The following is a 13,280-nucleotide window of genomic DNA, read 5'->3' on the forward strand; positions in this document are numbered from 1 at the left end:
ACCATTTCATGATGCGTGGCCCCCTCCTTGCTGCATAAAAAGGTACTTTCTAAACAGTCTGAAAAACCCCAGGTAATTTGAAACGATTAATCGAATTTAGGTATTTTCGATGTTATTAGATGTATGTTTTCCATCAAAATCGATAAATCTGCTATATTCTCAAAAAATAACTGGATGTTTTCCATTTCGCATGGTGGCGAAATGGCTAGATTACATTGGTCAGACAAATCACATGCAATGAAAACGTAGATTCAGAGTAACCGTCAAAGCTATTCGATGTTTACGATTTCGAGGCACGCAAAAAAAATCCGCCGCAGGCTCCGAACCTAACGGCGGGTTTCTCAATGTTCGTCTGAATTTTCGGGTTCGGTCCATCCAGCGCATTCGGACCTAAAATCACTCATTCTGCTCAGGAATGCACCATAACCTCGACTTGTTGCGGGCGGTAAGTCGCCAGCAGCTTGCCGCTGTGATCGGCAGCAAACATAACGGTGCGCTCGCTTTCCAGCGTAAACGAATAGGTTGTGTTCGTAGCCGGATTTGTTACGCGAATATCGGCATTTTCGCCAAATTCGGAGACGAAAATAAACAATTCGCCGTCGGCGAAGCTCAGCTTGCGGCCGTACACGCCCGGCAATTCGCCGCCTTGCTCCCAAAGCAGCTCGGGTGCGACGCCGGCTTTTTTGATCGCATGCCGGTACAATGAGGCGATCGCATCCGTACGATCGTTCATTTCGACCGGCAATCCGCACCAGAGAAGCGTCCCTTTACCGAGCTTCACTTTTCGCAATGCCGAGCCGCCAGAAGCAGCTGTTCCAATTGCAACCGCCGTTTTCTCAACAGCGGCAATTTCCTCGCCGGTTGTCGTTTTCCCTGCAGCTGCGGCATTCCCCATAGCCGCTATGCTCTCGCCGGCCGCCGCTTGCGCCGTCTCCTTCGACAGCATGGCGATTTTGCGCTCCCCGTAAGAGAGCCGCAGATGCTCACCATCGAGCACGAGCCTTTCTTCGCGCAGCACGTTGCCGAGCTTGCGGGCTCCAAGCATCTCATCCAGACGGCCGCTTCGGTGCCAGTACTCGTCCAAGCCGATCGGTCCTGTAAAAAGCAGTGTCGTTTCATGGGCCGCGACATGGTCGAGCAGCTGGTTCATGGCCGCATCGCTAAAATTATGGGCGCTCGGCACAATGATCAATTTGGCCGGCTGATCGTTCAGCGCCTGCAGCTGGTATTCGCCCATGGCCCGGAAAGGAACGTTGAGCTCGTACGCAAGCACCCGCGTGGCGCGGCTTGTCGCTTCGACGGCGAAGGAGCGATTGGATAAGTCGTTCGAATAAGGGAAGATCATCACGATATCTTCCAGCTTGCGTCCGGCGAACAAGTCGCGAATTTGCTCCATAAACCGGCCGAAATCGTAGGAGACATCCGCTTCCGGTTTTTCCGTGCCGTCCGCGCGCAGCGCCCCGATATTCGATTCGTTGACGTTGTTCATGAAGTAATTCGTATTCCACAGCCACTGTACCGCGCCTGCGCCGCCGGTGGAAAATGCGTATGCGTATTTGCGCTCCAGGATGTTGCGCAGCTCTTCCTCGCTCCGCTTGGCCATCCCGTCCGGCGTTTCCACATACATGATGCCCGTTTCCTGGATCACATTCGGCTTGTTCGGCGTTTTGGCAAAAATGCCGTCCCACACGAGCTGGTCCATCTGCCACCAGGAATGGTTCGTCGTATAATCCGCCGCCTGCTCGTAGAAAAACGGGGACGGACGCTGAGCGTTTAACCCTTCGTCTTGCCCGATCGTAATAAGCTGATGCGGAGCAACAGATCGAATCGCTTCATTTAAATCGTTCGCCCAACGGTTCAGCATGTCCATCGAAAACAGCGAGTAATCCAGCCAGCGCGTTCCTTTTTTGCCGGAATGCATGTCTTGGATGTCCGCGTTAATGTCGGTCGGTTCCGGCGGCGTAATGGAATTGAAATCGGGAAGCATAGCCGGCGACATTCCCCAACGCTCCTGCAGCACGCGAATCGAGCCGTGGCGCTGCTTCAGCCATTCCCGGTAAGCCGCTTTTTCGAAAGGATCGTGCGAGCTGCGCGGGCCTTTGGAGAAAATTCGCTTCGGATCGAACATCGACGGCTCGTTGATCAAATCCCAATGGACGTTCGACGTATGCACATGGCGCGAAACGATCGATAAAATATAACGCTTCTGCGCTTCGACGCTGCGCGGATCGAGATACGGATTCAACCCTTCCCATAGCTCAGGCGTAAACGAAAAAAAGTTAAAAGTCAGCTCCAGGTCGTGCTTTTTCGCCGTCAATACGAAGGCGTCGATCGCCCGCAGCACTTCCTCCGAAGGATGGCCGTCGAGCAGCATAATATTCCGGTACCCGGTCCAAATGCCTGTGCGAATATAGTTGATGCCCGCTTTTTTCATCGCCGCCATGTCGCGGTCCCATACGGCCACATTCGGCAAAAAGACGAAGTTGCGCGCCACGTCGCTAGTCATATACGTCATGCCGACAAGTGGCAGCGGACGGCCGTTTTTGTGGAAATAGTCGCGGTCGCACGTCAGCGGCTCGCCTTCCTGCAGCAAACGCTCATCCCGGCACCAAATGCCTTGGCGTTGCGTTCTGCGTTCCCCGGTATTGGAAACAAGATCCGCCCGCATCGCGTAATGTCCTTCGATCAGATTCAAAGGCACGTTGATCGTAATCGATTGCAGGTTGGGGGAGTTTGCCAGGGTGTACGTTTGCTTCCATTCGGGAAGCGGCTCGCTGTTCGAATCTTTGCCGAAGGCAAGCTCCAGCGTCCATTCCGTGTTGGAACGTTCGCCATTATTTGCGGAGCGGCGCCCGAGCGTTTGCCATTGGAACGTAAATTTCGCCCGGTCGCCCGGATCGTAGCTGGCATAGCCGGGCTTCAGCCACATTTCCGTAACGCCGCGGGAGCAGTAGTCCGCCCATGCCAAAATCGCGTTTGCGCCTCCCACATCCCAAAATGCCGCCCGAAGCGGCTGATTGACGAACATCCACCGGCTTCCGGCATATACGCCGCGCGTATTTTCAAGCAGCACGACCGGAGCGCCGACTTCACGGCCTTCCTTGGAAATAGCTTTGACCAGCGGTTGGATATGGGCGTTCATCGGACCCAATGAACCCATTTCATGCGGCAATGACGTTTCTGTGGTCACATGCAGAATGAGGCTGCAGGTCGGTTCCAGCGTTAGCCCTTGAACAAAGGGCGCAAATATTGGATTGTCCGCCGCCGCTTCCAAACGTTCGAACGGATCGGCTTGGACAGGCATGGCTTCATGGATATGAAAATGCTGATGGTACGACGTTTGCTCGACCTCGCATGCCCACTTTCCGTCCTCGCGGTATACCGGAATGCGAAACGGGGCGCCGCCGATGCTGAGCAATGACCCGCCGCGTTCCATGTAGCTTGCGATGCTGTTCCAGCTGTCTTTTGGGAAGTACGGGGCGTGCAAATTGACGAAGCATCCGCCCTCCAGCCGGTCGAGCGCTTGAGCGAGCGAGTCGGCGCCGACAAGCTGCGCCTTTTCTCTAAGCATTTTAACGGATGCTTCGCCGATACGGTCTCCATGATAAGGAAAAGCGGGATCATAGAAAATAACGATGGATTTCATAACAGGTTGCTCCTTTCGTCCGATGCTCATACAGTCAAACACTATCATGCCCCTAACGGGAAAACTATAAAAAATACTATGGAAATGTCCAATAATTTATGGAGAAGGGAAGCCGGCCAGACCGGATTTCGGCGTTGTTTCGCTTTGCGGACATGTATGCTATATTCATTTTCGTAAAAGAATGAACATAATGTCGGCGGATACATCCGTCCGTTTTCGGAAAGGAGGGCGCGTTATCATGCGTCGTAAGGACGGCAAGCGATTTGTGAGCCTGCAGTACAAAATTTTGTTTTTTACGGTCATTTTAGTGCTGATTCCGCTGCTTGTTGTCGGCATTTTGTCTTATGTAAAGTCTTCGGAAATTATCCGCCAGAAGGTCAGCGTGTCCGATTTAAACACGGTGACGCAAATCGGGCAAAATCTCGAGTTCATGTTCGAGTACTTCCACGATACGTCGCTTTTCGTGATGCAATCGGGCGAGGTCAGGCAATTTTTGCGGATGAACGTCGAAGCCGATCCGGCCGCTTATAACGGGCAAAAATTAATAACGGAGCAGCTTCTGACAAACTTGCCGAATATGAAAGCGTTCGTGCAATCCATCCAGCTGCAAGGCATGAACGGCAGCAGGCTGAATGTGCGCGGCGCGGTTCGTCCGCTTCAGACGGAGCAGATTGCCGGCATTTTGGCGCGCAAGGGAGAGCCCCTCTGGTATTTGAACGAAATCGTTCTCGGCAACGGGGCGAAGAAGAAAGTGATCTCCTATGAAAGAGCGATCAAGGATATCAACAATATTTCCGTGACGCTCGGCGTTTTGCAAATGAATATGGATTTGGATGCGGTCAGCTCGCTCTTCGAAAGCCGGCAAAGCGGAGGGACGGACCACTTTTATTTGTTGAACGAGCGGAACGCTATCGTCGCTTCGACGGACGGGAACAGCGTCTCCGGATCCATTTCGGATATAATCGGCGCTCAACCGGCATTGGAGCAGCATCAAGGATACCGTGAGCTGACCATCGATCGTACGCCGTATTTGTTGACCTATGACCAAATCGAGCAGCTGCCTTGGCATATTCTTCATCTGGTGCCTGCAAAAGAGCTGCTCAAGGAAAATCAGGTCATTCCCCAAATCATCGTCATAACGACGATCATCAGCTTTTTCGTTTGCGCGGGGATGGCGTATTTGTTTTCGCGGCAAATCATTTTGCCGATCCGCAAGCTTCGCCGGTTGATGAGCCAGGTGGAAGGGGAAGACTTCACCGTCCGCATCGCGGCTTCGGGAAATGATGAAATCGCCCAATTGGGGCAAAGCTTTAATCACATGCTGGAGCGGCTTCGGGAAATGATCCGGGAAGTGTATACGGCACAAATCCATAAAAAAGAGGCCGAGCTGAAAGCTTTCCAAGCGCAAATCAATCCGCATTTTCTCTATAACACGCTGGATACGATCTATTGGATGAGCCGGATGGAGAAAGCGTTCGAGACGTCGGAGCTTGTGCAGGCTTTATCCAAATTGTTCCGTCTCAGCTTGAACAGCGGGAAGGAGCTCACGACGGTTCGGGCTGAAGTCGAGCATATTCGACATTATGTCGTCATTCAGCAAAAGCGATACGAGGACAGCATCGATTTTCAAATCGAGGTCGAAGAGGAAGCGCTCGATTGTCAAACGGTCAAGCTTGTCATTCAGCCGTTCGTTGAAAATGCCATCATTCACGGGATCGAGAAGAAGGGCGACTCCGGCGTCATACGCGTCGACATCAAACGAGAGGACGATCGCCTGGTTTACTACATAAGCGATACCGGCTATGGCGTCGATTTGGAGGAGGTAGAGCAATTGATGCGGGAAACGGGGAGCGACAATAAAGGATTCGCCGTCAAAAATATTAACGACCGGATTCAGCTGTATTTCGGCAAAACGTATGGCGTCGAGTTTATGAACGGCAAGGAAGGGACGGTCGTGAAGGTGATACAGCCATGGACGAAGGGGGAGAATGAAGATGATCAAGCTTTTGATCGTAGATGACGAGTCCATTATCCGCAAGGGCATCCGCACGTCCATCGATTGGTGGAAATTGGATGTGGATATCGTCGGCGAGGCGCGCAACGGAAAAGAAGCGCTGGAAGCGGTTCAGCAGCTGCTGCCGGATATCGTGGTGACCGACATTCGCATGCCGCATATGGACGGACTGGAATTTGCCCGGCATTTGAAGGAGCGGTTTCCGCAAACGAAGATCGTTATCTTGAGCGGTTATGACGATTTCGATTATGCCAGACAAGCGCTGAAAATCGGGGTAAACGAATATTTGATGAAGCCGGTCGGGGCCGCGGAGCTGGAGGCGCTCGTTCTTAAAATATCGGATGAAATCGCCCGGGAACGCAAAAAAATAGAAGAAGAACAAAGCAATCTCGATTTGATCCGCGAAAATTTTTCTTTTATTCAGCGCAAGTGGGTAAACCGTTTGTTAAAAGGCGCAAATAAGGACGGCGATGCAATTGTCGAACAAGCGGTTCAGATGAACGTATCGCTGGAAGGGCCGGAATATGCGGTACTGGTCGTCGACGTCGACGATTTTCGTCTAATAACGGAGCGCGCTTCCGATCGTGATAAAGAGTTAACCCTTTATGCGGTCGCCAATATTACGGAGGAAGTCCTTTCATCGGTGTTCTCCTGCACGGTATGCCAGAGCGATTTTGATTACATTAACGTATTGGTGAACGCCAATATGAAAAACAAACATCGTATGATCGAATGCTGCGAGGAAGTGCAGCGCTGCGTCGCCCGATATATGAAATTGTCCGTTACTATCGGCGTCGGCGCTTACGTGCGCGGGCTGGCGGACATCCCCGAGAGCGGCAAGCATGCGATATCCGCCATGCAAAGCAAAGTGTACCGCGGGAAGGGGCAAATTATCGTTTACGGGGAGTCGGAGTCCGGGAACGAGGTTAAGCAGGCGCTGCCGCTGCCCTCCGAGAACGATAAGGAATTGTTGGAATCGCTAAGCATCATGAATCAATCGAAAATCGACGAGCTGCTCGACGAGCGGTTTCATCAGTTTGCCCGATCGCATGTCCCTTATGAGCACATTAAGGCTCTAAGTTTGAAATGGGTGATTTTGGCGATGGCGCATTTGGAGCAGATGGGCGTTAATCCCGGCGAAAGCAAGCACGCGTTTTTGAATCCGTACGACGAAATTGAAAAGTACGAGACGACGGAAGATATACGGCGGTGGCTCGGCGATTTATTCGCCGCCTTCATCGAATCGATCGCCGCGTACAAAAATGTGCGGTTCAAACATATCGTCTCCGCTGCGATCAAATATATACAGGAGCATTATGCGGAAGATATCCGATTGGAGGATGTTTCGTCCCATGTTTTCGTGACGCCGAACTACTTCAGCCGAGTGTTCAAGGAAGAGACGGGGCAGCATTTTACGGAATGGCTGAATAAGTATCGCGTGGAAAAAGCGAAGTTATTGCTGAAGGACGTCGGCGCCAAAATTTATGAAGTGGCCGAGCGGGTCGGGTATAACGATTACAAATATTTCACGCATATTTTCAAAAAGGTTACGGGTTTGACCCCGAAAGAGTATCGAAACCGCATATAATCGGCAACAGGACAAATTAACGGATATTTTCATAGATATGTCTACTTTTTTGCGCGCTGAACTTTACTATACTCACCTTATACAACAAATGAACACCTACAAACGGCAAAGGGGAGTTGTGCGATGAAGAAAAGTTCCAAAGGATTAACGGCAACGCTGCTCGTTACAAGCTTGGCGCTGGTGGCTGCGGGCTGCGGCTCGAAAACCGGCACGGAAGCGGGAGGAGCGTCGGACAAGCCGAAAGCGAAAATCAAATTCATGCACATGTACGATAAAAATTCGGCACAGCCGAGCCATCAGGCGGACTTGATCGAGAAATTCAAAAAAGAGCATGCCGAAGTAACGTTCGACGAAGAAGTACAGTCTCATGACAGCTACGAAACGAAAATCAAAACATTGGCTGCCGCAAACGAGCTGCCGGACGTGTTTCTCGTTAAGCCGTCGATGGTTTCGACTTTCGTAGAAAACGGCTTGCTTCGCCCGCTGAACGATCAATTGGATAAAAATGCGTCCTGGAAAGACGGCTTCACCGAAGGCGTTTTGGATCCTTATACGGTCGAAGGCAAAACTTACGGCGTCCAAATGACCGGCGGACCTACGCATGTCATTTACTACAACAAAGACTTGGTTGCGAAAGCCGGATTCCCGGAATTCCCGAAAACGTGGAGCGATTTCGAAACGCTGATCAAGGAATTGAACAAACAAAACATTACGCCGATCGCGCTCGGCAATAAAGCGAAATGGGTCGTGAACTCCTCTTACATGAGTACGCTCGGGACCCGTTTTACCGGAACGGAATGGTTCAACAGCCTGATCGAAGGCAAGGGCGCGAAGTTTACGGATCCCGAATTCGTACAATCGTTGACCGCTTTGAAGGGGCTCGTGGATATCGGGGCTTTCAATAAGGATATGAACAGCATCGATAACAACCAGCAAAGAACGCTGTATTATAACGGCACAGCGGCGATGTTCATCGAGGGCTCCTGGGCGTCGAACGCTATTGAAACGGGCGGACCGAAAGACATCGTCGAGAAGACGGAGCTTGCGGTATTCCCGGCGATCGAAGGCGCCAAAGGCGAGCAAAACAGCGTCTCGGGCGGAGGCGGCTGGGCTTACGCGGTTAATGCCAAGGTCGATCCGGCCAAAATGGACGATATTCAAAAGCTGATCCAAAGCTTGACTGATTCCGAAGCTGCGAAGCTCGTCCTGAAATACGGAGACATTCCTTCCAGCAAGGTGGACAACATCGAAAGCATCGAACTGTCGCCGCTCAGCAAAAAGCTCGTGAAAATGCTCGAAACGACCAAATATTCGCCGATTTACGATACGCGCTTGTCCCCGGGCTTGACGGAGTCGATGAATACGACGATGCAAGAGCTGATGATCGGCAAATATACGCCGCAGCAAGCGGCGGAGGCTATGCAGAAAGAATACGAGAACGAAATGAAAAATTAATGCGAAGCTGTAGTCGAAATGCTGCCGGGCGTAATGCCCGGCAGATTAGCGTAAAGGAGGGAGCCTGATGAACGGTTCGACGGCTATCCGCCCTAAACGGATTACTTTTCTCACCTATTTGATGCCGAGCGTAATCCTGTTTGCCTTCATGGTGCTCGTTCCGGTCGTTTTGGCTGTACGGTACAGCTTCTTTAAATGGTCGGGCGGCCCCAAGATGCAATTTATCGGGCTGGATAATTACCGGAACTTGCTGGTGGACAGCAATTTCTGGCACGCTTTTTTGAATAACCTGCTAATTGTCGCCTTCAGTGTCGTCGGCCAAATCGGCATCGCATTCGTCATTAGTATATTCCTGATGTCGAAGCTGGCGAAGTGGAAAGGATTTCACCGCACGGTCATCTTCATTCCCGTCGTGCTTTCTTCCGTCGTTATCGGTTTCCTGTGGGGAATGATTTATAACCAGGATGCCGGGATGCTCAACTGGCTGTTGCGCACCGTCGGGCTGGAGTCGTGGATCAAGCCGTGGCTGGATGATCCGGGTATTGTCATGTACTCCGTTACGGTACCGATCGTGTGGCAGTATATCGGCTTTTACTTGATTATCTTCCTGGCCGCGATGCAAAGCATCAACAGCGAAGTTTATGAGATGGCCGAGCTGGACGGCGCAACCGGCTTCAAAAAAATGCTTCACATTACGCTTCCCTTGCTGGCGCCGACGATTAAAATCGCGGTCATGCTTTGTATTGCCGGGAATATGAAGGCGTTCGACAGTATTTTCGTCATGACGGGCGGCGGTCCGGGCAGCAGCTCGACGGTTATGGCCCAGTATGCGTACGATACGTCATTCAAAGCGTATAAGCTTGGGTACGGCAGCGCGATTTCCGTAGGCATTATGATTTTGAGCGTAGCTTTGATTTTGATCAGCCGTTTGATTGGAGGGAAAAACCGTGACTAAGACTATCGGCAAGATCGCGATTAACGTCTTTTTGTTCGTCGTCTCCGTGTCTTGTATTTTCCCTTTGATCTGGATGATCTATTCTTCCTTGAAGACGTCGCAAGAGTTCAATCTCAATATTATGTCCTTGCCGTCCAGCCCTCAGTTTCAAAACTATATCGATGCGTTTCGCATCGGCAAAATGGGCACCTACTTTTGGAATAGCGCCTTTGTCAGCGTGTTTACCGTAATTTTTACGATATTATTCGGCTTTTTTACCGCTTATATTTTGGCCAGATTTAAATTTCCGTTCCGCAATGCGATCTATTTTATGTTTTTGACGGGTATGCTCATTCCGATTCACGGCTTGCTCATTCCCATATTCACCGAATTCAAAGCACTCGGCTTGCTGGATAAGCGGATCACGCTCATTTTTCCGTATGTAGCGTTTAATTTGTCGATGGCCGTCTTCCTATTCGAGAACTTCATCAAGTCGGTGCCGATCGATATCGAAGAAGCCGCCTGCATTGACGGTAGCAGCTCGACGAACACGGTACTGCGCATCGTCATGCCGCTTTGCTTGCCGGTCATCTCGACTTCGGTCATCTTGTTTTTCCTCGGCGCCTGGAACGAGTTTCCGTTCGCGCTTGTGCTGCTCAAGAGTCCGGCGCTGCACACCTTGCCGATCGGGCTGACGAATTTCAACGGGCAATATACCGCTAACTATACGCAAATGATGGCCGCGATGGTCATTGTCGTTTTACCGGTTTTATTGGTTTACTTGGCTTTCTCAAAAAAAGTGATGCAAGGGATGACGGCCGGAGCCGTCAAAGGATAAGTCCTGCGACAAGGCAGCCGTCAGTCCCCTGGGGCCTGGAAGTAGACGCATAGCTGCATTCAAAAAGTACGATTCGAGGAGGACTCGGGCATGGAGCATTTCAGGCTGCCGAAAATCGATTTGGGTTCGATGACCGTTCCGCAAGGCGTGAAGCAGGTGTTGGCTGCAGCGGAGAAAAAGCTGGCGCATCGGTCTAAGCTGCTTGCACAGTTTGCCAATTGTTTCCCCAATACGCTCGAAACGACAACGAAGCGGATGGGTGACGGAACGACCTTTATTATTACCGGCGACATTCCGGCCATGTGGCTGCGCGATTCGGTTGAGCAAGTACGCCATTACGTGCCGCTGGCCAAAGAGGATGCCGAGCTGCGGAGCATTATCGGCGGTTTGATCCGGCGGCAGATGTTTTATATTTTGAAGGATCCGTATGCCAATGCGTTTAATGAAGGACCGAACGACTGGCATTGGGATGCCAATGACGAGACGGAAATGTCCCCATGGGTGTGGGAGCGGAAATTCGAGCTCGATTCCATTTGTTTCCCGATGCAGCTCTCTTATATGTACTGGAAAGAAACTGGACATACCGACATTTTCGACGAAAACTTCCGCAAGGCTATGCGCGCGGCGGTTGATCTGTGGAAGGTGGAGCAGCGCCATGGAGAGCGTTCGCCATACACGTTCATGCGCCGCAATTGTCCGGCGATCGACACGCTGCGCAACGAAGGCAAAGGAATGCCGGTCAACTATACCGGGATGATCTGGTCCGGTTTCCGCGCGAGTGACGACGCCTGCGACTTTCATTACAATATCCCGTCGAATATGTTTGTCGTGGCCGTGCTGCGGCAATTGCGGGAGATTGCCAAGTACGTGTTTAGAGACGAACGCTTTGCTGCGGAAATGGAAAAGTTGGAGGAAGAAATCGAGCACGGTATTCGGTTATACGGAATCCATAACCATCCCCAATACGGGCCGATTTATGTTTTTGAAACGGACGGCTTCGGCAATTATTGCCTGATGGACGATGCGGGAACGCCTTCTCTCATGTCGATTCCGTATATCGGCTATACGTCCGTCGACGATCTGATTTATCAGAATACGCGGAAGTTTATTTTAAGCAAGGACAATCCGTATTATTTCGAAGGCAAAGCGGCCAAAGGCATCGGCAGTCCGCATACGCCTCCGGACTACGTCTGGCATTTGGCGCTGTCGATGCAAGGTTTGACGGCTTCCAGCGACACCGAAATGATGGAAATGATCGAATTGCTGGAAGCGACGGACGCGGGTACCGGCTTCATGCACGAAGGTTTCCATGCCGACGATCCGGCGATCTTTACGCGCCCATGGTTTGCATGGTCGAACAGCATGTTCGCCATGCTGGTTTACAAGGCTATGGAGCGGGGCTTGTTTGAACAAGCCTAAGACTGTAACAGCCCAATAATCGATCAAAAGGACCTCGACTCCGCTTGGCAGCGGATTTCGAGGTCCTTTGTTTACATCTTGTTTCTCATATACTCCACCCATTGCTCATGCAGCTCGGACTCGGAACGTTGAAAAATTCCGTTAAAATCATGAGAATTCCGAACGATTTTGTTTAATGCGTCTAGCCCGTATTTTTCAACAATGAATTCCACGATCAAATAAGAAAACTGAAATCCTTTCATCGTTTCGAAATCCCAACTGTCGTCATTTAATTGTTCGAATGAGGGCACAGCAGAATCGCGGATAACGCCTGAAGTCGTGTTTTTAATAAATTCTTGGGACATTTGCTTGGCTTCGTACCCGCCAATACCTTGACGCAGCCACTTGGGAGCGAGGGGGTTAATGTCGCTGATCAACCACATTGTAAATAAGTGTACAGTCGATCTCAGAATGGAGTGATACGTATGCTCCGGTCCCGGGTTTAACGGAGATACGATTTTTAGCTTATTTTCCTCAATCGTGCCCATGAACCAATTAGGGGCATTTGCTTCTCCGGCAGCTTGATGGAAAGTCGGAAGATCCGGATACATTTCAATGATTATTTTTTTGGACGGGTAGTGATTATACTTGGATGAAATGGTATCGACATTATTTTTGAGTTCATTGAATAAGTCCTGCTGTACCTTCTCCAGACTATTATTATTGTCTTTCGTTTCGCTTTTGCTAACAATCGATATCATATCTTGAATAGACATAATAGTAATGTCACCCCACTCTTTCAATTCTTTTCTTAATTTCTCCAAGGAACGGTACAATCTGTTTTTTACCGCGCTCTCACGCATGCCGACGATCTTGGAAATTTCCGGCAAGGTACAGTCGACAAAAAAGCGCAATGAAATGATTTGTTGGTCAAGCTCGTTCAGTTTTTGTAACGCAGAACGAATGTCGAGACGAATTTCAACATACTTGGCAAAATCAAGAGAAATAGACTGTGATTCATAATCCGTAAAATCATAAGGGATTTCTTTCTTTCGCGATAAACTTCTATATTCATTTCTCACTAAGTTTTGAGCGATTTTGAACATCCAGGTGAACAGGCTGGAGTTTTCTTTAAAGGTTTGGATGTTTTCCATTGCCTTCACGAAAACTTGCTGCGTTAAGTCATCTGCAATCATAGGATTTATTTTCAACGATATATATTTGCAGATTCTTTGGCGGTAGCGATCATAAGCGATTTCGAACTTTTGAATGTTGCCCTGTTCATCCGGATAAACAGGTTTTTTGTCGTGAGCTCCAGACATTGTAAGAACCTCCTCTTGATCTTACATACCATTAGACACCGCACCAGGAGGAAAAGCCACAGCCGGAGTAAAAATATTTTTTTTG

Annotated in this window: 8 protein-coding genes; 6 read left to right on the forward strand and 2 right to left on the reverse strand. The window is 50.3% G+C overall.

The window, feature by feature from the left end:
- Window positions 1–409 precede the first annotated feature (409 nt).
- Window positions 410–3,646, reverse strand: coding sequence for a beta-galactosidase (locus tag DQG23_RS12060; protein WP_192894584.1), 3,237 nt, complete (start codon window positions 3,644–3,646; stop codon window positions 410–412).
- Window positions 3,647–3,884: 238 nt separating this feature from the next.
- On the opposite strand from DQG23_RS12060, the gene DQG23_RS12065 reads away from it, so the two are divergent.
- The 6 genes from DQG23_RS12065 to DQG23_RS12090 all read left to right on the forward strand — a co-directional run bounded on the left by DQG23_RS12065 (window position 3,885) and on the right by DQG23_RS12090 (window position 11,894).
- The gene (locus DQG23_RS12065; RefSeq protein WP_113031103.1) at window positions 3,885–5,666 is read left to right on the forward strand and encodes a sensor histidine kinase; all 1,782 of its coding nucleotides are present in this window, start codon (window positions 3,885–3,887) and stop codon (window positions 5,664–5,666) included.
- Window positions 5,641–7,248 carry a response regulator transcription factor gene (locus DQG23_RS12070; RefSeq protein ID WP_238177861.1) on the forward strand — a complete coding sequence of 536 codons (1,608 nt, stop codon included), beginning with the start codon at window positions 5,641–5,643 and terminating at the stop codon, window positions 7,246–7,248. The genes DQG23_RS12065 and DQG23_RS12070 overlap by 26 nt, the downstream gene beginning before the upstream one ends.
- Before the next feature lie 123 nt (window positions 7,249–7,371).
- Window positions 7,372–8,703, forward strand: a complete 1,332-nt coding sequence (locus DQG23_RS12075; RefSeq protein ID WP_113031105.1) for an ABC transporter substrate-binding protein — start codon at window positions 7,372–7,374, stop codon at window positions 8,701–8,703.
- 67 nt (window positions 8,704–8,770) lie between these two features.
- Window positions 8,771–9,658, forward strand: coding sequence for a carbohydrate ABC transporter permease (locus DQG23_RS12080; RefSeq protein ID WP_113031106.1), 888 nt, complete (start codon window positions 8,771–8,773; stop codon window positions 9,656–9,658).
- A complete protein-coding gene (locus DQG23_RS12085; RefSeq protein ID WP_238177862.1) occupies window positions 9,651–10,475 on the forward strand; it encodes a carbohydrate ABC transporter permease in 825 nt (274 codons plus the stop codon). Before DQG23_RS12080 ends, DQG23_RS12085 begins: the two co-directional genes overlap by 8 nt.
- Window positions 10,476–10,565: 90 nt before the next feature.
- Window positions 10,566–11,894 carry a glycoside hydrolase family 125 protein gene (locus DQG23_RS12090; protein WP_113031107.1) on the forward strand — a complete coding sequence of 443 codons (1,329 nt, stop codon included), beginning with the start codon at window positions 10,566–10,568 and terminating at the stop codon, window positions 11,892–11,894.
- A gap of 71 nt (window positions 11,895–11,965) precedes the next feature.
- Here the strand turns inward: DQG23_RS12090 and DQG23_RS12095 are convergent, their stop codons facing one another.
- Window positions 11,966–13,195 carry an RNA polymerase sigma factor gene (locus DQG23_RS12095; RefSeq protein ID WP_113031108.1) on the reverse strand — a complete coding sequence of 410 codons (1,230 nt, stop codon included), beginning with the start codon at window positions 13,193–13,195 and terminating at the stop codon, window positions 11,966–11,968.
- Between the last annotated feature and the right edge of the window lie 85 nt (window positions 13,196–13,280).

This window comes from Paenibacillus contaminans, assembly GCF_003285015.1.
GTDB classification, from domain to species: domain Bacteria; phylum Bacillota; class Bacilli; order Paenibacillales; family NBRC-103111; genus Paenibacillus_V; species Paenibacillus_V contaminans.